The sequence below is a fragment of the Paenibacillus apii genome, from assembly GCF_011043685.1.
In the GTDB taxonomy this organism is placed as follows: Bacteria; Bacillota; Bacilli; order Paenibacillales; family Paenibacillaceae; genus Paenibacillus_AQ; species Paenibacillus_AQ sabinae.
The window spans coordinates 44,321-65,297 of the sequence record NZ_JAAKGU010000004.1; the positions used below are offsets into that span (position 1 = coordinate 44,321).

Below are 20,977 nucleotides of genomic sequence, written 5' to 3' on the forward strand. Positions count from 1 at the left end.
ACATTTAATAGTATCAGGATGATTAAGGCATCCAATATATTAATAAAGGAGCGCTAATAAAAAATGAGTATGGATCACCGTTCCAAAAAACAAGTCACAATTACAACAGGTCCTATTTATGTGCCGCCCATCAACATTTTTGTTCCCAACGATAAACTGATTGTGACTCTTAAAAATCCGACACACAAAAAGCTTCAAGCGACTGTAACACTCGGCCTATGTCCTTCTCCTGACAGCTCGCCTTCACCGTGTGCGGGAGGTGGCTATGTCAATAATTCGGTACAAACATTCGAGGTAAATGAAACGGATATTCATCTCGGTACCTTCAAGGTCGATCCGATGACATGCCTGCGTATTGAAAGAACGTTCGATAACTTTGAATTGTTTGATTCGGTTATCCGGATAACGGCTACCGGCGATTTTGAAATCTGTAAAGACAGCTGCCAGCCCATCTGCGGCTTGCTGGAAATTTCCAGCGTAGTTGGTTTTTCGGGCAGCTTCGGTGGTCCGTTCGCAACAGCAATTCCTGCAGAGATGACTGCCTTGTATCAAGCCTATTACACAAGCTCTGGTGTATTGGGTACGGATGAACAAACCCATGTACGCTACGCCGAGTATGTATTATGCGATACTCACTGCCCTTGTGATTCGGACTCCGATTCCAGTTCCAGTTCCAGCTCTTCTTCTAGCGACGGTCACTACTAATATCCTTAGCCGGTCTCTTCCATCCCGGAAGAGACCGTTTCTTCTTATAATAACCTCTGGAATACAGACTTTCATTTTTGGCCTGACGAGGTGATTCTTTATGTTTCACCAGCTGCTGCAAGCCGCTTCAGAACAATATGGCATTGCATTCTCCGAATTTGAAATTCTTCATAAAACGGGCCGGACGCTGGTCCTCGCCGTGAAGTCGCCACAGGGGGATTATGTTCTGAAAGTTATTTTTACCAGTGAACAACGCCTACAGTTTATTCTGGAAGCCGAACACTTCCTGCGGCGGCGGGGAATTCATATCCCCGAGGTTTTTCCTGCTCTCACAGGCAAGCCTTATTTTCTATGGGAAGGGGACCGTTATGTCCTGCAAGAAAAATTGCGGGGGGCTCCGTTTCCTCCAACAACTATCGAAGCCGTGACCCGCAGGGCAGCGCTTCTGGGCAGCATGCATTCCTCTTCGCTAGGCTTCCTTTCGAAACACGGGCCATACACTTCAGAGGAAACCCTGTGGCTGCGTACTTATCGAAGGGAACTCTCCTCATTGAAGCATTGGGCAGGCTGGTATCACAACTCAAGAGCCTCCAAAAAAAAGCTAATCCTGTCCTTTATGGATTTTTTCCTGGAAGCAGGTCGGGAGTTGGTTGAACGGCTTGAGCGCCATGCCTTTTTCAAAAGCTGGATCGATGCTCCTCTTCAAAAGCATTTCTTGTGCCACGGCGACTTTCATAGCGACAATATTCTGACCGTGGGATCAAGTCTCTATGTGATCGACTTTGAATTCATAAGATATGACTACCCCTCCAAAGATATCGGCCGTTTTCTGCAAGGTATAATGAACCGGCGAAAGGGCTGGGACCCAGTCTGGTTTAACTATCTTCTGAATTCTTATCTCCGGGAAAATCCGCTGCATGACGGCCAACTGGAATTAATGTATATCGATTTAGCTTTTCCTCACAGCTTCTTCCGCTTTACAGAAAAAGGCGGATACAGGAATATGTCCCTGGATGAAGTGGAGGCTTATTTACAAAGAGAGCATGACAAAACCGTTTATTTCCTGCAGCAAATAAAAGGCGAAAGCTCTATTTGAAGAGCGCCATCATTTATATCCGGTTAACGATGTAAAGCGGCTCTGTTTCATTAGTGAAACAGGCCGCTTTCTTGTCTTGCCCGGTAACGGCAAACCTAGTCTCCGCCGCCGCCGCAGTCTCCTCCGCCTCCGGCGTCTCCCCCGGAGCTGTGTCCGCCGTCGGAATGGCCGCCAAAGCCGCCGAAATCATGTGAGCCGCCGTGGTGTCCTGAATGCCGGCTTCCGCCTTCGCAATCGGAACCTCCTCCATTTTGATAATTCTTCCCATGAGACTGGGAATCGCTATTAGAGCCCCCGGTCAGCTCGGGGTTCGACAGCATGAACAGGGAGGAATCGTAGCCGGTGTCGTTCCGGGTTTTGCGGGCAGGCTTGCTATATCCGTCTCTTCGGATGATGCCGCTTACCAGCACATAAGCCAGAACGATAACAAATATGAGGCCGATGCTCATGAAAGGCATTCTCTCCTAACCGATTGAAATAACTAAATTATACCAGTCATGAAGGGAGACCGAAAGCCCCAAACCTTCTTCTAATTAATAAGGAGCTTTCGCCCGTTTGACGGCCCTTCGGGAAAATATGGTATGCTTGTTTTAGTCCATACGAAGCCGGAGGGATGATAATGATCGAACTGGTCAAAGACGCACTGGATTATATGAACGGTCAGCTTAATATTATCGAAAAAAGCCTGCTGCTCTTGTCGGATGAACAAACGTGGACAAAAATCAATCCGGGTATGAACAGCATCGGCAATTACTGCCTGCATCTGGCGGGCAACGAATACCAGAATTTCGTAACCGCTATTGGCGGCAGACCGCTTATTCGGGAGCGATCCAGGGAATTTGCCGCGGAGGGCGGCTTCTCACGGGACGAGCTCATAGCCAAGCTCAAAGAAGTGAGAAGTCAATCCGAAGCGGTTCTCTTCTCATTAACGGATGAGGATTTGAACCGTGAAGTTGCGGTCCCTTACGATCCGGGGGACTGGAGCCGGATGAAAGGCGGTCAGCCTTCCGAAGAAGACGCGAGGGACGTCAGGAGCATTCGTACTCTGCTGCTGAGGATATCGGCGCATTACGGCTATCATACCGGGCAGATCGTTCTGCTGACCAAAATATTGTCCGAAACGGAGCAGCATTTATCGGGAAACTATCATTAAGCCGGAAGGAGCTTACCGATGAACAAATTCGTCCATGAAGCGAGCAGATCCGAAATTGAGCAGGCCAATGCCCGGAGCCGGATTGCGCTGCGGGATGGAACCGGCGTGCCCCGAATCGGGCAGGGAACCTGGAATATCGGAGAGGATGCTTCCCGCCGGAAGGAAGAGGTGGAGGCGCTCAAGCTTGGCGTAGAGCTCGGGATGAACCTGATTGACACCGCGGAGATGTATGGGGAAGGACGCTCCGAAACGGTGGTGGGTGAAGCGGTAAAGGGGCTGCGTGACAAGGTTTTTCTCGTCTCCAAGGTATACCCGCATAACGCAGGACTGGGGCGGATCGAGAGGAGCTGCGAGGACAGTCTGAAGCGCCTGGGGACCGATCATCTGGACCTGTATCTGCTGCACTGGCGCGGCCGCGTTCCGCTGGAAGAAACGGTAGAGGGCATGGAGAGGCTGGTGCAGCAGGGGAAAATCGCCAGATGGGGCGTATCCAATTTCGATACGGACGATATGGAGGAGCTGCTGCGTCTGGCCCGGGGAACGCACTGCGCAACGAACCAGGTGCTGTACCATTTGGGATCGCGCGGAATTGAGTTCGATCTGCTCCCCTGGCAGCGTAAGCGGCAAATGCCGATTATGGCGTATTCGCCGCTTGCCCAGGCAGGGGCGCTGCGGAAGGGACTGGTTCAGAATGAAGCAGTGAAGGCGGTTGCCGAGACGCATGGCGCCACTCCCTTGCAGGTTATTCTTGCCTGGTGCATCCGCGAAGGAGGGGTAATTGCGATTCCGAAAGCTTCATCCCGGGAGCATGTGCTCCAGAACGCGGCGGCGGCATTAATCGACCTGAGCGAGGAGGAATTGCGGCAGCTTGATCGGGCGTTTCCCGAACCGGAGCGGAAGATGCCGCTGGATATAATCTAATACGGAGGAATGAATGGATGAAACCTAAAGCGCTAGTATACAGCAAACTGCCTGAAGAAGTAGTGGATTACGTCAAGGAGCACTGCGAAGTCTCCTGCTTCGATGCCCCGGACAATACGCATGGTTCCCCTTTTATGGAAGCGCTGAAGGAAACGGAGGGACTGCTCGGCTCCGGACTGAAGGTGGATGCGGCATTCCTGGACCGGGCCCCAAGTCTAAGGATCGTGAGCAATGTTTCGGTCGGCTACGATAATTTGAATATTCCGGATTTGGGCAGCCGCGGCATCATGGCGACCAATACACCCGGAGTTCTGAACGACACGGTGGCCGATACAATCTTCGGTCTGCTCGTGGCCACGGCACGCCGTATGCCGGAGCTGGACCGGTATGTCCGGAACGGACAGTGGAAGGAATCGAGAGATCAAGACATATTTGGGATCGATGTGCATCATAAGACGCTCGGCATTATCGGACTTGGCGGTATCGGCGAAAAAATCGTTCAGCGCGCCCGGTTCGGGTTCGATATGGATGTGATTTACCATAACCGTTCCCAAAGTCCGAAGCTGGAGGAGCAGTACGGCGCGGTTTACCGCACCCTCGACGAGCTGCTCGCGGAGGCGGATTTTGTGTGCCTCATGACGCCGCTGACGCCGGAGACCCGGGGGATGATCGGCGAGCGCGAGTTCAAGCTAATGAAGAAGACCGCCATTTTCATCAACGGATCAAGAGGAGCGACCGTCGACGAAGAAGCGTTGGTCGAGGCGCTGCGGAGCGGGACTATCCGGGCGGCAGGCCTGGATGTGTACGTGCTGGAGCCGCTTCCGGAACATCATCCGCTGACGGCGCTGGATAATGCGGTCCTGCTGCCGCATATCGGCTCGGCTACACAGGAGACCCGGCTGGAGATGGCCTGGACGGCCGCAAGAAATCTGGTGGCCGGGCTTAAAGGCGAGACGCCGGCGAACCTGATTCAGGCATAGCGGGAACGCAGCACACGTCAAACGTCAGCAGATTCGAACAATGCCCCGAACAAGCCATTTGATGGTGGCCTTCGGGGCATTTCTTTTTGGTGCGTATCAGGCGCGTCCGCGATGCTTAAGGTAATTGACGCCGGTTCGTCCCGATGCCGCCTGAACCATCCGAAGAGCCGCGGCCCACGCGGCCTCCGCGAGCCGTTCTTCCTCGACATGAACGAGCCGTCCGTCTTTCACGACAATCCGTCCGCCAACGACGGTCATGTCCACGTTCTGGCTGATGCCCGTCACGACCGGAAGGGCCGTGTCGTTGAACAAAGCGCCGGCATATTCCAGCCTGCGAGAATCGATCATGAACAGGTCGCCCGCTTTGCCGACCTCGAGCGAGCCGATCGCGTCCTCCCAGCCGAGCACTCTCGACGATCCGACCGTGCCGAGCCATAAGCTTTCTTCGGCCGTCGGGCCCGCGCTTCCAGCGGTCAGCTTGTGCAGCAGGTAGGCCTGACGCGCTTCCCCGAGCAGATTGGAGGCGTCATTGGACGCCGAACCGTCGACGCCCAGTCCGACATGAACGCCTGCCTGCAGCATGCTTCGGACCGGAAATACCCCCGACGACAGCTTCATGTTGCTGCTCGGACAATGGGCGACGCCGCAGCCGCAGGCACCCATCCGGCGGATTTCATCGCCGCTGAAATGGATGCCGTGCGCGTACCACACATCGCGGCCGATCCAGCCCGTCTTCTCCATGTATTCGAGCGGCCGGAGCCCGAGCTTTGCCAGGCAGAAATCCTCCTCATCCTTCGTTTCGGCCAGGTGGGTATGCATCCGGACGCCGTAGCTGCGCGCCAGGCGGGCGGATTCCCGTAAGAGATCCTCGGACACCGAGAAAGGCGAGCAGGGCGCGACGCCGACGCGAACCATCGCAAATTTGGAGGCGTCATGGTAGGTTTCAATGACCCGGCGGGTGTCTCTCAGAATGACGTCGGCAGGCTGTGTCACCTCATCCGGCGGAAGCCCGCCTTGCGATCTGCCAAGGTTCATGGAGCCCCGCGTGGGGTAAAAACGGATGCCAAGCTCTCCGGCGGCGCGGATTTCTTCGTCGATCAGCTCTCCGCTGACGGCATTCGGGAAACAGTAAAAGTGATCGGAAGCGGTCGTACAGCCGGTCTTGAGCAGTTCGCCGAGGCCTACCATCGCGCTTAAGTATACATCCTCGGGCCGCATGTGGCGCCAAATCTCGTACAGTGTCACCAGCCAGTCGAACAGCTCGCAGTCCTGGGCCTGCGGGATGTTCCGGGTGAAGGTCTGATATAAATGATGATGGGTGTTGATCAGCCCGGGATAGACGATCTTTCCAGTGGCGTCAATGACCGTATCGGCGTCTTCATAAGGAATGTCCGTTCCGATGGCTTTGATCTCCTGGCCTTCGATGAACAGGCTCCCTCCCGGGTAGCAGCGTCGCTCCGCGTCCATAGTGATAATGTTGCGGGCATTCTTAATCAGCAGTGTCCTCATGCTAAAACCTCCCCTAAAAATGAAAAATGCAAAAATCCTAACTGCGAGCGCAATATAAGAAGAATATTGCGTTCGCAGTTAGGATTTTACGGATCCCAGTAGAGCCCCCGAACCGATTATCGGGGTTATACGAACAACTTTAAAGTTGCTAATAGTATAAGTAGGCCTTATAGGGATGTCAACCGTTATTCCCCTTCATGCGACAGCTCTTAAATGTTGTCAACAACGTTCATGACGAAACCATGTTTTCAATTTGGTGACAAAGAAAGCGCTTCGATTTATGATGAATCCATAGGAAATAACATTCCTTCAAGCTTGTTGAAAGGCTTTACATTCTATTAATTCAAGGGGGCAATATACATGGCCACATTGGCAACGAAGCAAGCGTCATCCGGCGGCGTCCGGGTACGGGTGCAGCAATTCGGCCGCCTCTTAAGCGGAATGGTTATGCCGAACATCGGCGCATTTATCGCTTGGGGCTTGATTACCGCTTTATTCATTCCGACAGGCTGGGCGCCTAACGAGCATCTCGCCAAACTGGTTGGCCCGATCATCACCTATCTGCTGCCGCTTCTGATCGGCTACACGGGCGGATCGATGGTTAACGGCAAGCGCGGCGGCGTTATCGGCGCTGTGGTCACTATGGGTGTCATCATCGGCTCGGACATCCCGATGTTCCTCGGCGCCATGCTTGTAGGTCCGCTGGCCGGCTGGGTGCTGAAAGTATTCGACCGTGCGGTCGACGGCAAGATCAAGGCAGGCTTCGAAATGCTCGTCAACAACTTCTCGCTCGGCATCATCGGCGGCGCCCTTGCGCTCGGCGCGTACACCGGTATCGGACCGGTCATTCAAGGCCTGACGAGCATCCTGTCAAGCGGCGTTCAATTTCTGGTCAACCACCAACTGCTCCCGCTGGTCAACATTATCATCGAGCCGGCCAAAGTGCTGTTCCTGAACAATGCGATCAATCACGGCATCCTGAGTCCCATCGCCGTTGAACAGGCCGCCAAAGCAGGCAAATCCATCCTGTTCATGCTCGAATCCAATCCGGGTCCCGGTCTCGGCATTCTGCTGGCATACTGGCTGGCAGGTAAAGGCTCGGCGAAATCATCGGCTCCTGGCGCGATTATCATTCACTTCCTGGGCGGCATTCACGAGATTTACTTCCCGTACATTCTGATGAATCCGCGTCTGATTCTGGCGGTTATCGGCGGCGGCGCAACGGGTACCTTCACCTTCCAGCTGCTGGGCGCCGGCTTGTCGGCTCCGCCTTCCCCGGGCAGCATCTTCGCTTACATCGCAATGACGCCTAAAGGCGGATATCTGCCGGTGTTCGCAGGGGTTATCACCGCGGCGGCCGTATCCTTCGTTATTGCTTCCATTCTGCTCAAAACCGTCAAGCAGAGCGAAGCAGAAAATGGCCTTGAAGAAGCCTCGGCCAAGATCCGAGACATGAAGACAGCGGGCACAGCCGCTCAAACGGCAGCCGCTTCCACTGCGGCCGTGAACGTTCGCAGCAAAGGCGAAGTACGGAAAATTGTATTCGCTTGCGACGCAGGGATGGGGTCCAGCGCCATGGGAGCTTCCGTCCTGAGAAAAAAACTGCAAAACGCGGGCATCAACATCACGGTGGTGAACGCTCCGGTCAGTGAAATTCCGGCCGACGCCGACATTGTCGTTACCCAGAAGACATTGACCGACCGGGCCATTGCAAGCAATCCTTCCGCCGAGCATGTTTCGATCGACAATTTCCTCAAGAGTCCGAAATATGACGAGCTGGTTGAACGTTTGAAATAAGTGAGGGTCTCCATGAAAAGTAAGATGACCGCCAGACAGCGCCAGATGATAATGCTTCTGCTGGACAGCAGCGAGGAAATAACGGCTGCGGAAATTGCCGGAAATATCGGAGTCAGCGTACGAACCGTCCACCGTGAAATGGAGGATACCGAGCAGATCCTTCATGATTTCGGACTGGCCCTGAGCCGAAAATCCGGAAAAGGCATTCAGGTGAACGGAGCAGAAAATGGGCTTGAGCGGCTTCGGATCTTTTTGCAGGAAGAGAAACCGGAGGCATATTCCGTCGAAGAACGCCAAATATTCGAGCTGTGCTCGCTGCTGGAGGCGAAGGAGCCTTTGAAGCTGTTCGCTCTGGCTCATACCTTGAAAGTGACGGAGGCGACCGTCAGCAACGATCTGGATGAACTGGAGCCATGGGTTCGCAAATTCGGGCTTCAGCTCGTTCGAAGAAGAGGCTACGGAGTTGAAATTGCAGGCAGTGAAGCCGATATGAGGCGCGCACTGTGGAGGCTGGCGGCCGAGCATCTGGATCAGTCCGATCTGGTCAGCCGCGTCCCTCGTACGGGAGGTCACATCGTCTTTCGGAAGCTGCTCGCAGCTATTGGCCAAAGCCGGCTGCTTGCCGTTGAAAGTCTCCTGTGGGACATGGAGTGGAGCTGGACATCAGAACTGACGGAAAATGTCTACATGGAGCTGCTGCTCGGCCTGTCCGTCTGTGTAAGGCGAGGGGAAATCGGAATGGTGCTCCACAGCCTTGAGGAGACATCCTCCCTGCGAAAGTCCGGATACCTGAACATTTCAGGCTCGGAGCAGTTCGTTAACCGGCTGGAGGAAAAGCTGGAGCTGAAGCTTCCGAAGACGGAGGTTTTATACATCGCTTGCTTACTGGACCGGGCGCAGGAATCGATTTCTTCGGCGGATTTCGTATACGGGGACATCGCGCTGATGGATACGGTGTACCGCCTGACGGAGCAGGCCGTCCAAAGGACCGGGATTCCGTTCCAGGGCGACCGCATCCTGAGGGAAGGTCTGCTGGAGCATATCGAGCTGGCCATGAGGAGAATCCGTGAAGGAACCCGAATCCGCAATCCGCTGCTGGGTCCGATCCGCAAGGACTATCACTATTTATTCCGCATCATCCGCGATTCGGTGGAAGAGCTGGGGCTCGATTTCCCCGTTCCCGATGAGGAGATTGCCTTTCTGGTCATGCACTTCGGCGCCTCGGCGGAGCGGCTGAACCAGTTAAGCCGCAAGGTACGGGCGATTCTCGTCTGCGCAAGCGGCCTCAGTTCTTCCCGGCTGCTGGGGGAGCGCCTGAGGAAGGAAATGCCGCAGCTCGAAATACGGGGCAATGCCTCCTGGTACGAGGCGGCCCGGATGCATAAGGAAGATTATGATCTGATTATTTCCACGATCGACCTTCCGCTGGAAAAGGATAAATATATCAAGATAAGCCCGCTGCTGACGGCGGAAGAGATCGATAAGCTGATGCGCTTCTTCCATAACATGACGCAGCGGGAAGAAGACAGCGGGACTCTTCCCAATCAGGACCAATTGACGGCAGCCGAAGCCGCCGAAGAGCGAATCAGGAGCTACAGAGGGCTGCTTAATGAGATTGAAGGATTGCTCGAACGTTTCCGCTGCTGCCCGCTTGATAATGACGGGTCGGATTTACCGGACACAATCCGCCAAATGCTGGATAAGCTTCGCGGCAGCGGCGTTACAGACGCTCCGGAAATCCTGGTGGAGAAGCTGCTGGAGCGGGAGAAGATGGCCAGCCAGGTCATTCCCGATACAGGGCTGGCGCTGTTCCATACCCGCAGCAGCCATGTGTTGAAGTCTTCTTTAACCGCATACCGGCTGAGAGAGCCGCTTATCCTTAATGGCAATACCGAAGTCGGAACGATTCTGCTGATGCTGGCTCCGCGCACCCTGCCGAAAGAAAGCCTGGAAGTGCTTAGCGAGATCAGCGCCATGCTGCTCGATACGGAGCTGGTGCATTTGCTGGAGAAGGGGACAGAGGCCAAGATCAGAACGTGCCTGTCCGCCGGGCTGCTGCATTTTTTCGAAAATAAAATGTGAAAGAGGGAGAAGAAATCGATGAGCATACTGTCAGAAGATAAAATTGTGATGAACGCCGCCGCCAAAGACAAATATGAAGCGATTGCGATCGCCGGCCATCTTCTGGTTGAAGGGCACCATGTAACGGAGGAGTATGTACCGAAGATGTTGGAGCGGGAACAGGTCGTATCCACTTACATGGGAGGCGGACTCGCCATTCCCCACGGCACGAAGGACGCGAAGCCGTATATCAAATCCACGGGGTTGTCCGTTGCCCGCTTTCCGGAAGGCGTCGATTTTGGGGGCGACGAGCCTGCGTTCGTGGTGATCGGCATTGCGGCCGCTGGCGACGATCATATGGAGATTCTCACCAATGTGGCGATGATCTTCACGGAAGACGACGCAATTGAGCGGGTGATGAATGCCGAAAGTGCGGCTGACATCATCGGGATTTTCGAAGGAGGTGTCACTCAGCAATGAAAGCTGTTCATTTTGGAGCGGGGAATATCGGAAGAGGGTTCATCGGGCTGCTGCTGTCGCAATCGGGCTATGAAGTGACCTTTGTGGATGTCAACGAACGAGTGGTAAGCGAGCTGCAGGAGCGCGGCGAATATACGGTTACCCTGGCCAGCGAAGGCCGGGAGACGGTGACGGTGAGAGGCGTAACTGCGCTCAGCAGCGCCCTCCAGAGAGAGGAGGTGGCGGCTGCCGTCGCCAATTCACATCTTATAACAACGGCAGTTGGTGTTTCTATTCTGAAGCATATAGCGGACGTCATTGCAGAAGGCGTGTCGCAGCGGTTATCAGGCGGTTCATCCGAGCCGCTCCATATCATTGCCTGCGAGAATGCGATCGGCGGCAGCGCGCAGCTTAAAGAGCTGGTCTACGCCAAGCTGGACGAAGAGACGCGGAAAAAGGCCGATACCCTGATCGCTTTTCCAAACGCCGCTGTGGACCGGATCGTTCCGCTTCAGCAGCATGAGGATATTCTGAAGGTTGTTGTGGAGCCGTTCTATGAATGGGTGGTCGATGCTTCGCAAATGATTCCGGGGTACAAAAAGGTGGAAGGTGCATTGTACGTCGATAATCTCGAGCCTTACATCGAGCGCAAGCTGTTCACGGTAAACACGGGGCACTGCTCAGCCGCCTATCTTGGTTATCTTCGGGGATACGAAACGATTCAGCAGGCGATGGAGGACGAAGAGCTTACCGCCAAGGTTCGCGAAGTGCTGGAGGAGACGGGAACCGTGTTGGTACACAAGCATGGTCTGGACCCGAAAGAGCACAGCAAGTATATTGGCAAAAATCTCGAGCGCTTCCGCAATCCGGCGCTCACGGATGAAGTGTCCAGGGTCGGACGATCGCCGATCCGCAAGCTGTCTCCGGGCGATCGCCTCGTATCTCCGGCCATGCAGGCTTATGAGCGGGACCTAAGCTTCACGGCGCTGGCAAGGTCGATGGCGGGAGCGCTGCTGTTCGATGTGAAGGAAGATCCCGAAGCCGCGGAGCTTCAGGCAACCATAGCCGAAGCCGGGCTGGAGGCGGCGGTTACCCTGTATACGGGCATCCCGGCGGGCCATGAGATTCACAAAGCGGTTCTGAAGCATTACAACGATTTAAGTCCGGTACTTGCATTAAAGCGTGACGCATTGAAACGGGCGTAGCTCCCGAAATAGACGGCAAGGACCCCAATCGGGCGCAAACTTGGCAATTTTACAGCCTGATATGTGCTAATTTCATTATATGAAAAATTCATAATAAAGTTTCATGTGGATTATTCCTCTAATTTTGGTCCGCTAAATTTCACGATGTGCAAGCATATAAAGCAGCCCGCGCAAGACCGTAGAGGTCCGGCGCGGGCTTTCCGTTCAAATATAAGAATTTATAAGCCGGGCGCTTATCATTTTGACTTAAGCTGCCGGCATTTCAGCTCCGCTCAATAATGGTCTGCAGGGTCGTTCGGTCAAGTCCTTCCACCAGCTTGATGAGCAGCTCTTTGGCCGCGTCGATATCGTCGGTATGAACGATGGAGGCCGGGGTATGAATATAGCGGGAACAAATGCCGATCACGGCCGAGGGGACGCCGATTCCGCTCAAATGGACCTCTCCCGCATCCGTCCCTCCCTGAGAGACAAAATACTGATACTTGATCCGGTGCGTATCCGCTGTATCCTGCACGTACTCCAGCAGGCCGCGGTGGGTGACCATCGTCGGATCAAGGATGCGCAGCAGCGCGCCGTCGCCAAGCCGCCCGAAGGCCTGCCGGTCGCCGGTCATATCCCCGGCGGCGCTTGCATCCAGTCCGAAGAATATATCGGGCTGGATCAGGTTCGCCGACGTTCGGGCTCCCCGGAGGCCGACTTCTTCCTGGACGGTAGCACCGGCAAAGACCGTGTTCGGCAGCTTCTTGCCGCTGAGCGCCTTCACCAGTTCGATGGCGAGCCCTACGCCGTACCGGTTGTCCCAGGCTTTGGCCAATATTTTTTTCGGATTGGCAAGCGGAGTGAAGGGACAAATCGGGACGATTTGCTGGCCGGGAGCTACGCCGAATTCCATCGCTTTCTCACGGCTGTCCGCCCCGATATCGATGAACATCTTTTTAATATCACCGGCCTTTGTACGCTCTTCCGGACTGAGCAGATGAATGGGCGTACCGCCGACGATTCCTGTAATCGTTCCTTTGGGCGTAATGATCTGCAGACGCTGCGAAGATACTGCGGAAGCTATCCAACCGCCGAGCGGCTGGAACCGGATCATTCCGTTATCGGTTATGCCTGTGACCATAAAGCCGACTTCGTCAAAATGGCCGGCCACCATAATTTTCGGTCCGTTCGCGTCGCCGCGAAGCACGCCGAACAGGCTGCCCAGACGGTCGTGAACGAATTCGTCCGTATATGGCGCCATGGCTTCTTTTACAAGCTTGCGCAGCTCGCGTTCAAAGCCCGGGGCGGAAGGGAATTCGGTGAGTATTTTGAACATATCGAGGGTTTCCTGATTCATCGGGCAATCTCTCCTTTGCTATCGTACGTCTAGTATGAACTTGGGGTGCCGGATTGTCCATTGCAAGAAGACGCTGCGAAATACGCATTTCGGAAACACGGAAACGACACCCGGCGGAAAGGCGGAGAATATAATGCTTTCAGGGACAAAAGAAGGCTAAAGTTCCGAAAGGGAGCGAAAGAGGGAATGATGATATCCGGAACCCGGCGCGAAGCCATGCTCATTTTGGTACTGTTTCTGCTGCTGGTCGTGGTGCTGCTGTATTTTTCCTGAGCCTTGCGTGTCATAAGGAGAGGCCGGCCTGCAAACAATAAAGGAAAATCTTCGATGCGAAGACGGCTTGTGGTCTGACTGCGGTGTACAGGCGAAAGCGAAGCTTCGCAATTCTATAGGAGGTGCCTTCATTGCCGGCAAAAACCAAACGTTCGGGGGTCAAGCTGCAGCTTGATTCCCTGACTCCGCAGGCTTATAAACAAATGGCCAAAAAGCACGAGCCGTCCCGGCCCGTACTGAAAAACTGTCTGCGCGCTTTCGTGTCCGGCGGGCTGATCTGCTTGATCGGACAGGCCATTCAGCAATTTTTTATGGCCAACTTCGATATGAATCCCCGGGAGGCGGCCAGCCCGACTGTCGCGGTGCTGATTCTGATTTCAGTCATTCTTACGTGCTTCGGCGTGTATGACAAGCTGGCGCAGTGGTGCGGCGCGGGCACGGCCGTTCCCGTTACCGGCTTTGCCAACAGCATGTGCTCGGCTGCGCTCGAGTACCGCTCCGAAGGGATTGTGCTGGGGATGGCGACCAACATGTTCAAGATCGCGGGCTCAGTCATTGTCTTCGGGGTCGTGGCGGCCTTTATTATCGGCATCGTCTACATCTTCTTGGGCCATGGAGGAGGACATATATGAAGCAGTTGGGCAAGCAGACGTGGCAGTTCACATCCCGGCCCGCCATTATTGGGGCTTCAGCGGTGGTGGGACCGGAAGAGGGCGAAGGCCCGCTCGCTTCGGATTTCGACTTCGTGTACGACAGCCTGAAGATGGACGAAAGCACTTGGGAAAAGGCGGAACGGCGGCTATTCGAAAAGGCGGTTCGATTGGCGCTGATTAATTCGGGGCTCAAGCAGGAACAGCTTGGATTTTTTGTGGGCGGCGATCTGATGAACCAGATTATCAGCGCTTCCTTCGCCGCCAAAAAGCTGGGCACACCGTACCTCGGCGTGTTCGGCGCCTGCTCCACCTCCATGGAAAGCCTGACGATCGCGTCCATGATCGTCGATTCCGGAGGAGCCAAATATGCGCTTGCCGGAACGGCCAGCCATAACTGTACGGTGGAGAAGCAATTCCGGTATCCTACCGAATACGGTTCGCAGAAACCGCCAACCGCGCAGTATACCGTTACCGGCTCAGGCTGCGCGATTGTCGGGAAGAACGACGGAACGCAAACCGGGCCGTTCATCACTTACGCAACTATCGGAAAAATCATGGATTTTGACATCAAGGACCCTTTTAATATGGGCTCCGCGATGGCGCCCGCGGCCGCGGATACGATCACGGCGCATTTTCGCGATACGGGGCTGTCTCCGGGCTATTACGACATGATTGTGACCGGCGACCTTGCATCGGTCGGTCTGCCCATCGCCCAGGAACTCCTCGCCAAGGAAGGCATTCCGATGGAGCAGACGGAATTTACCGACTGCGGCCTGCTGATCTATGACCGGGAGACGCAGAAATATGTCATCGCGGGAGGCAGCGGCTGCGGCTGTTCGGCGACCGTCACCTATGGACATATCCTGAAGCGCATGAAAAAAGGACAGCTGAAGCGGGTCCTTGTCGTCGCCACAGGAGCACTGCTCTCTCCGCTGACTTACCAGCAGGGCGAGAGTATCCCCTGTATCGCGCATGCCGTTGCGCTGGAGAGCGGAGGTGAACAAGCATGATTTATCTTTGGGCGTTTATCGTCGGAGGCCTGATCTGCGTAGTTGGCCAGCTGATGTTTGATGTGGCCAAGCTGACCCCTGCGCATACGATGAGCACGCTCGTGGTCGCCGGAGCGATCGCGGACGCGGTCGGCATCTATGACCCGCTCGTGAAATTCGCCGGGGCAGGGGCCTCCGTGCCGATCACCAGCTTCGGCAACTCGCTGGTGCACGGCGCGCTGATCGAGCTGGAGCAGGATGGCTGGCTCGGCATCGTGACGGGGATCTTCAACATTACGAGCGCGGGCATATCTTCGGCGATCGTATTTTCTTTCCTGGCTGCGCTGCTTGTGCGGCCAAAAGGCTGATTTGGAACAAACAACCCGCCGGGACGCAGCTTCCGGCGGGTTGTTTTTTTCCAGGGATAGGACGTTCTTGCTGCACTTCATCGGTTACCGGCGGCGCTGCAGCTTGCTGATGATCCGCATCGTTTTGTTCAAATGAACGAAGTTATGCCGCGTGGCCGGCATCAGCATCAAGCCGCCTACCGTTTTGCCGCTCCAGTATTTCGTCAGCCAGTCAGATTTTTCCGTAACCGCTCCCTGCTCCCGAACGTTCTCGATCCGCTCCGCAGTCACCTTGTTTCTGAATTGTCCCGGCTCCAGTGAAGCTATGATTTCCTGCGTTCTCTGCCCAACGGCCCTCCGATAAGCAAGCAGTCCTTCGATTCCAATTTCCGCGCTAAGCTCGGCCATTTCCTCTTCGGTCATTTCGTTCCCGGAATGGGAGAACCGGATATTCAGCCCCTGAAGCATCCCGTCCGTATCCAGAACCTGCTCCGTGCCGGCGACCAGCATGTTCATGGTGATATCCTCCACTCTGGCGCTGTGCCACAGATGCCAAACGATGGAGTTCCGCGTATCGGTGGATTCCACCGGATAGCGCCGCAGCGCCTCTTCCTTGGTCCCTTTAAGAATCCGTTCCCCATAATCCGCAGATCCATCCGTATCCCCGCAGGCCCCATGCAGCAGCCCATGCAGCTTTAGCAGCAGAGCGGACGCTTCCTTATGCTCCCGAGGAATCAGAATCATGGCCGTCAGCCGTTTGTGATCCTCGTTCCAGGTCTTGCGCAGTTCCCCGTTCATACCAGACCTCCAACTTTAATGGAATATAGTCAATGGATAGATTCTTTCAACTTTTTGGGAATCCTGCTTCATTAAGCGCATTATTTGCGGCGGAAGCGGCTTGTTTCGGTTCAAATCTGAAATACGCATGGATGTATGCGCTTCATTCATTTCAAAAGCCCTGCCGAATGTACTTTGCCCCTCTTAATCATGTAAAATAGTAAGCATACCGTTTATCCTGACATAGGAGGTTTACTATATATGCCCGTACGCCAAGAATCGATGCACACCGTAAATGCTGTCCGCGCCAATTTGGAATCCTGTATACTCGGAAAAACATTTGAAATAGAGCTGCTGCTGACCGCATTGCTTGCAGGCGGCCATGTCCTGATTGAGGACGTGCCGGGAACGGGCAAAACCCAGCTGATCCGAGCGCTCGCAAGATCGATTTCGGGCGACTACCGCCGGATTCAGTGCAATCCCGACATTCTGCCTAGCGATATTACCGGAGTCTCGGTATATCATCCGAGGGATGAGATGTTCCACTTCCGCCCGGGGCCGGTAATGACCAATATTTTGCTTGCCGACGAAATTAACCGCGCCACCACCAAGACGCAGTCGGCGCTGCTTGAGGTGATGGAGGAGCGGAATGTAACGGTGGACGGAGAGACCTATGAGCTCCCGCATCCGTTCATGCTGTGCGCCACGCAGAACCCGATTGATTTCGAAGGCACCTACACGCTGCCTGAAGCCCAGCTCGACCGCTTCATGCTCCGCATCAGCCTCGGCTATCCCGATGCGGCCACGGAGAGAAGCCTGCTTCTATCCCACCAGGAGGGCCAGCCTGTGGACAGGCTCCAGCCCGTTGCGGGAATGGAGCAGATCGCATCCATCCAGAAGGAAATCCGCGAGGTCTATATCAGCGAGCCGGTTCTCGGCTATCTGCTGGACATTGTCCGCGGCACCAGAGAGCATCCGCTGGTCCTGCTCGGGGCGAGCCCCCGCGCCGCGCTGTCTTTTATGATGGCGTGCAAGGCCTATGCCTTTCTGCATCAGCGCGATTATGTGCTCCCGGATGATGTGAAGTCGCTGACGCCTTATACGCTCGGCCACCGCATTCTGCTGCGTCCCGAATCCCGGCTGGACAGTGTCAGCACGGATACTCTGCTGGGCGGTCTTCTGCAGAGCATCCAGGTGCCCGTGACCATGAGGCAATAAGCATGAGACGCTATTTGTCCGCAGCCGCCGTCAGGCTTCCGGCGAAGCTGGCCGGCATCTTCGCGGTTTGGTGTGTTACTCTGCTGTATGTGCTGTTTCAAGGCGGCAAGACGTCTTTTATGCTGTTCACTATGGTATCGGTTCTCATGGTATATCTGCTCGCCGGCGGTTTTGCCGGAGTGCGCAGAGCGCGGGGCGCCCGCACTCTCACCGGGGAAGGGGACAAGCTCGATGTGCTGCATGCGGGCGGACACCTGCGGGTCAAGCTCGAAATCGCGCTCCCGGGCTTTTTGCCCCTGCCCTTTATCGTTGTCCGCGAAATGCTCAAGAGGCATAACGGAGAGTCGTGGGTGTTCGAGGAAAGCGTCGTTCCGAACTTCAGGGGGCGGGGGGAGCTGAGGTTCCAGACGCCTCCTTTGGAACGGGGCCGTTATACGTTTTCCGAGACGGAGGTGGCCAGCGAGGATATATTCGGACTGGTGGAGTACAGGGGAGCCTTTCTCGCGCAAGGACAGTTCCGGGTGCTGCCGCGAACCGTCCATATTCCCAGATGGATGATGTATGAGCGGAACTCCCGTCTGGCCGGCCCCCAGGCCTCGCTGTCTCCGTCCCGCCGGGAGACGACGCAAATTAACGGCGTCCGCGATTACGTCTACGGCGACCGCATGAGCCGGATTCACTGGAATGCGACAGCCAAGACGGGAACATGGAAATCCAAGGAGTTCGAGCATGAATCCCTGCCCAAAACGATACTTATTCTCGACGGCACCTCATCCGCCTATTCGTCTTCCGCGCAATTCGAGCTTGCCGTCTCCACGGCGGCTTCGCTTCTTGGCTACGGCATCCGGGAGCGGATCGGCATCGGAATGTGCTGTCTCGACCGGAACACCAAAGTGTTCGCTCCCGCCGAGAGCGGAGCGGAGCGGCAGAAGATGATTCAGTATCTTATCGATATTAACGGCGAGGGGAGAGGTCCGCTTGTCCCGAGGCTGGAAAAGAGCGGCCGGATGTTTCCCAAAGGCGCGTATTTCGTATTGATCAGTCCCCAGACCGGCGAGAACGTGCTGAGAACGCTGCGCTGGGCTGAGAGCCGGGGGATGACCCCCTGCCATATCCAGGTGCTGAATCCTTCAGGTATGCGCCGCAGCGAATGGCAGGATGAATTGCAATCCCGCGGCGTCATCGGATACAAGGTGAGCGAGCTTCAGGAGCTGCCCGGTGTGCTGGGAGGGGGCCTGTGATGAAGAACTGGTGGAGCCTTCTAAAATCGTCATGGCACCATACCTTAAGTCTGCTTTGGATATTGATCATTGCCCTTCAATGGCTTTCTTTTACCGAACCGATCTGGCTGCAGCAGACCAGCGCTGCGGTGCTGATCTCGCTGGCGGTAACGGCGGCTATCGAGATTCTGCTCCCGTTCCGCATCTTGTACCGGATCTTGCTGGAAGCGGCCGCAGTTCTATATACCGTATACCGGACGATTCAATATTACGGCCTTAATATACCCGCCTTTCCTTCGGAGCGGCTTGGCGAACGGCTGCCCGAAGTATTTTCGCAGCTGACGCCGTATCTCTGGTTTGCGCTGGTGTCCTGGGCCCTTATGCTGTCGGCCTCTCTGCTGGTGACGACCAAGAGGCGCATTCTGCTGTTCATAGGCATGAATATTGCCGCTTTTGCCGCGCTGGATTCGTTCACGCCGTCGGTGATGTGGCAGGAAGTCGCCTGGACGGTGTTCGCCGGGCTGGGCTGGCTGGTCAGCAATCATTTAAAGACCTTTCAGCTGCGCTATCCCCGGAGCTGGAAGTATCTGCTTGATTATCCGCTGAAAATAGCGGTCAATATCGCCGTTATTTTTGCGCTGGTTATTCTGACCGGCGTCAATGCACCGACGGTCAAGCCGACGCTGACCGATCCTTATACCGCCTGGAGGGAATGGAACGGCGACGGTGCGCCGCAGAGCAGAAGCGCCGCACAGGGAACCACAGGAACAAGCGGCACGGGATCGGCAAGGACAGCTTCCGGCTACAGTCTCAATGATAACAATCTCGGAGGCGGATTTGCCTTCGATTACTCTCCGGTGATGTCGGTCACCTCGGATTCACGGATATATATGCGGGGCGAGACGAGAAACGTCTACTCCGGCAGAGGCTGGAGCGACAACATCCGCAGCAGGCAGACCGGCCTGGAACCGGCGGAGGCGGGTAAGACGCTGGAGAATGACTATGCCCCCGCTACCGAAACTCAGGAGATCAAATATACCGTACGGATGCTGAGCAACAACCGGTATCCGGTGCTGTTCGGCGCTTATTCCATATCAAGGATTGATTCCATTGACGGCCAGGAAGAGGCGCAGGGCTTGTCCTGGCGGAGTCAGGATGGCGCACTGGTCATTAACGGGAACAGCTCCGCGGCGTATCCCAAAACGTACGTGCTGACTTCCGAGCTGCCCGTCGTTCCGGTCGAGGAGTTGAGCTCCAAGTCGTACTCCGACCTGTACAACGGGAAAGATATTCCGGGCCAGTTCCTGCAGCTCCCGGACAATTTCCCGGAACGGGTACGGAGCCTCGCTCAGGAAGTTACATCGGCGGCACAGACTCCGTATGAAAAGACGCTCCTTCTGCAACAATATTTACAACAAACGTTTCCTTATACGAATGAACCGGACCTGTCCAGTAAAAAAAGCAGAGATTTTGTGGAAAGCTTTCTGTTTGAAATCAGAGAGGGCTACTGTGATTACTATTCCACTGCTCTGGTGACGATGGCGCGCTCGCTGGATATCCCGGCCCGCTGGGTCAAAGGCTATGCCCCCGGCGAGCAGGCCCAGCTTCCCGACAGTCTGGCGCTTCGGCAGGGGCAGGTCGTCAACAATAACTACACGATCACCAATGCAGACGCCCATTCCTGGGCCGAGGTTTATTTCGGGGATTACGGGTGGATTCCGGTGGAGGCGACGCCGGGCTTCAATGCTCCGATGTTGACACAGAGCGAGTCCGATCCCGAGCCGGCGGCATCAGAGCCGCCCGGCGGGAGCGAGCAGGACCCGCAGCAGGCTGCCGGTCAGAACGCTGAAGCAAGCAGCTTGTCCGTTGGTGCGTGGACCGTTGCCGCCGCAGCCGTCATCATCGCAGGCTGGGCCGCTTACCTGTTATGGCATCGCCGGTTCGATCTTCGCTTCCTGCTGCAGCGGATGCGCAGCGGACGGCCGCTTACGCCGGCAGAGAAGATCGTGGCGGAGACGGAGCGCTGGACCGCGTACATGCGGCGAAAAGGCTTTGCCCGGGAGAAGCATGAGACGCTTAGGGAATCGGTCTTCCGCTGGAGCGGCGAGCGGCCAGGCGCTTCGTCAGCGCTTGCCGCGCTGCTCGGCTGGTTTGAGAAAGCGAAGTACAGCCCGGAAGTCATTGAAGACAAAGACTGGCAGTCCGTGTATACTGAAGCTTTGCGGCTGCGCAAAAATCTGTTGCGGGTGAAGTAAGAGCGGAACGCGGAGATTTCCCG

The 20,977-nt window shown here is 55.6% G+C and carries 20 protein-coding genes and 1 riboswitch; of the genes, 16 read left to right on the forward strand and 4 right to left on the reverse strand.

What is annotated here, in order from left to right; genetic code table 11:
- The first annotated feature begins 63 nt into the window (after nucleotides 1-63).
- Together G5B47_RS10535 and G5B47_RS10540 are read left to right on the forward strand one after the other, a co-directional pair.
- Complete coding sequence (locus G5B47_RS10535) at nucleotides 64-705, forward strand: hypothetical protein (protein ID WP_165097647.1); 642 nt, start codon at nucleotides 64-66, stop codon at nucleotides 703-705.
- A gap of 100 nt (nucleotides 706-805) precedes the next feature.
- On the forward strand, nucleotides 806-1,801 hold the full coding sequence (locus tag G5B47_RS10540; protein ID WP_165097649.1) for a CotS family spore coat protein: 996 nt from the start codon (nucleotides 806-808) through the stop codon (nucleotides 1,799-1,801).
- Between the two features lie 95 nt (nucleotides 1,802-1,896).
- On the opposite strand, the gene G5B47_RS10545 is transcribed toward G5B47_RS10540, so the two are convergent.
- Complete coding sequence (locus G5B47_RS10545; RefSeq protein WP_165097652.1) at nucleotides 1,897-2,250, reverse strand: hypothetical protein; 354 nt, start codon at nucleotides 2,248-2,250, stop codon at nucleotides 1,897-1,899.
- Between the two features lie 170 nt (nucleotides 2,251-2,420).
- Here G5B47_RS10545 and G5B47_RS10550 point away from each other — a divergent pair, with 170 nt between their 5' ends.
- The 3 genes from G5B47_RS10550 to G5B47_RS10560 are packed head-to-tail and all read left to right on the forward strand — an operon-like array spanning nucleotide 2,421 to nucleotide 4,855.
- Complete coding sequence (locus G5B47_RS10550; RefSeq protein WP_165097654.1) at nucleotides 2,421-2,954, forward strand: DinB family protein; 534 nt, start codon at nucleotides 2,421-2,423, stop codon at nucleotides 2,952-2,954.
- Between the two features lie 18 nt (nucleotides 2,955-2,972).
- A complete protein-coding gene (locus G5B47_RS10555; protein ID WP_165097656.1) occupies nucleotides 2,973-3,875 on the forward strand; it encodes an aldo/keto reductase in 903 nt (300 codons plus the stop codon).
- Nucleotides 3,876-3,892: 17 nt separating this feature from the next.
- The gene (locus tag G5B47_RS10560; RefSeq protein WP_165097658.1) at nucleotides 3,893-4,855 is read left to right on the forward strand and encodes a 2-hydroxyacid dehydrogenase; all 963 of its coding nucleotides are present in this window, start codon (nucleotides 3,893-3,895) and stop codon (nucleotides 4,853-4,855) included.
- Between the two features lie 96 nt (nucleotides 4,856-4,951).
- On the opposite strand, the gene G5B47_RS10565 is transcribed toward G5B47_RS10560, so the two are convergent.
- Complete coding sequence (locus G5B47_RS10565) at nucleotides 4,952-6,364, reverse strand: 8-oxoguanine deaminase (protein ID WP_165097660.1); 1,413 nt, start codon at nucleotides 6,362-6,364, stop codon at nucleotides 4,952-4,954.
- Nucleotides 6,365-6,419: 55 nt separating this feature from the next.
- Nucleotides 6,420-6,517: riboswitch (purine riboswitch) on the reverse strand.
- A gap of 207 nt (nucleotides 6,518-6,724) precedes the next feature.
- Between G5B47_RS10565 and G5B47_RS10570 the strand changes: the two genes are divergently transcribed.
- The 4 genes from G5B47_RS10570 to G5B47_RS10585 are packed head-to-tail and all read left to right on the forward strand — an operon-like array spanning nucleotide 6,725 to nucleotide 11,886.
- The gene (locus G5B47_RS10570; protein ID WP_165097662.1) at nucleotides 6,725-8,161 is read left to right on the forward strand and encodes a PTS mannitol transporter subunit IICB; all 1,437 of its coding nucleotides are present in this window, start codon (nucleotides 6,725-6,727) and stop codon (nucleotides 8,159-8,161) included.
- A 12-nt stretch (nucleotides 8,162-8,173) separates the two neighbouring features.
- On the forward strand, nucleotides 8,174-10,243 hold the full coding sequence (locus G5B47_RS10575) for a BglG family transcription antiterminator (RefSeq protein WP_165097664.1): 2,070 nt from the start codon (nucleotides 8,174-8,176) through the stop codon (nucleotides 10,241-10,243).
- 18 nt (nucleotides 10,244-10,261) lie between these two features.
- Entirely contained in the window at nucleotides 10,262-10,702 is a 441-nt protein-coding gene (locus G5B47_RS10580; RefSeq protein WP_025333973.1) for a PTS sugar transporter subunit IIA, read from the forward strand.
- Entirely contained in the window at nucleotides 10,699-11,886 is a 1,188-nt protein-coding gene (locus G5B47_RS10585; protein WP_165097666.1) for a mannitol-1-phosphate 5-dehydrogenase, read from the forward strand. Before G5B47_RS10580 ends, G5B47_RS10585 begins: the two co-directional genes overlap by 4 nt.
- Nucleotides 11,887-12,148: 262 nt before the next feature.
- On the opposite strand, the gene G5B47_RS10590 is transcribed toward G5B47_RS10585, so the two are convergent.
- A complete protein-coding gene (locus G5B47_RS10590; protein WP_165097667.1) occupies nucleotides 12,149-13,222 on the reverse strand; it encodes a M42 family metallopeptidase in 1,074 nt (357 codons plus the stop codon).
- A 60-nt stretch (nucleotides 13,223-13,282) separates the two neighbouring features.
- Here G5B47_RS10590 and G5B47_RS10595 point away from each other — a divergent pair, with 60 nt between their 5' ends.
- The 4 genes from G5B47_RS10595 (at nucleotide 13,283) to spoVAE (ending at nucleotide 15,505) form a co-directional block, all read left to right on the forward strand.
- Nucleotides 13,283-13,495 (forward strand): hypothetical protein, encoded by a 213-nt coding sequence (locus G5B47_RS10595; protein WP_165097669.1) that lies wholly within the window; start codon nucleotides 13,283-13,285, stop codon nucleotides 13,493-13,495.
- 131 nt (nucleotides 13,496-13,626) lie between these two features.
- A complete protein-coding gene (spoVAC, locus tag G5B47_RS10600; RefSeq protein ID WP_235949822.1) occupies nucleotides 13,627-14,127 on the forward strand; it encodes a stage V sporulation protein AC in 501 nt (166 codons plus the stop codon).
- A complete protein-coding gene (spoVAD, locus tag G5B47_RS10605) occupies nucleotides 14,124-15,158 on the forward strand; it encodes a stage V sporulation protein AD (protein WP_165097672.1) in 1,035 nt (344 codons plus the stop codon). Before spoVAC ends, spoVAD begins: the two co-directional genes overlap by 4 nt.
- Nucleotides 15,155-15,505, forward strand: coding sequence for a stage V sporulation protein AE (gene spoVAE / locus G5B47_RS10610; protein WP_165097675.1), 351 nt, complete (start codon nucleotides 15,155-15,157; stop codon nucleotides 15,503-15,505). The genes spoVAD and spoVAE overlap by 4 nt, the downstream gene beginning before the upstream one ends.
- 84 nt (nucleotides 15,506-15,589) lie before the next feature.
- Here spoVAE and G5B47_RS10615 read toward each other — a convergent pair whose 3' ends face one another.
- Complete coding sequence (locus tag G5B47_RS10615; RefSeq protein WP_165097678.1) at nucleotides 15,590-16,282, reverse strand: DinB family protein; 693 nt, start codon at nucleotides 16,280-16,282, stop codon at nucleotides 15,590-15,592.
- Between the two features lie 240 nt (nucleotides 16,283-16,522).
- Here G5B47_RS10615 and G5B47_RS10620 point away from each other — a divergent pair, with 240 nt between their 5' ends.
- Genes G5B47_RS10620 through G5B47_RS10630 form a run of 3 tightly spaced genes read left to right on the forward strand, consistent with a single transcriptional unit; the run spans nucleotide 16,523 to nucleotide 20,954 of the window.
- Nucleotides 16,523-17,479 carry an AAA family ATPase gene (locus G5B47_RS10620; protein ID WP_165097681.1) on the forward strand — a complete coding sequence of 319 codons (957 nt, stop codon included), beginning with the start codon at nucleotides 16,523-16,525 and terminating at the stop codon, nucleotides 17,477-17,479.
- Between the two features lie 2 nt (nucleotides 17,480-17,481).
- Complete coding sequence (locus G5B47_RS10625) at nucleotides 17,482-18,720, forward strand: DUF58 domain-containing protein (protein WP_165097684.1); 1,239 nt, start codon at nucleotides 17,482-17,484, stop codon at nucleotides 18,718-18,720.
- The gene (locus G5B47_RS10630; RefSeq protein ID WP_165097686.1) at nucleotides 18,720-20,954 is read left to right on the forward strand and encodes a DUF4129 domain-containing transglutaminase family protein; all 2,235 of its coding nucleotides are present in this window, start codon (nucleotides 18,720-18,722) and stop codon (nucleotides 20,952-20,954) included. The genes G5B47_RS10625 and G5B47_RS10630 overlap by 1 nt, the downstream gene beginning before the upstream one ends.
- Nucleotides 20,955-20,977 lie beyond the last annotated feature (23 nt).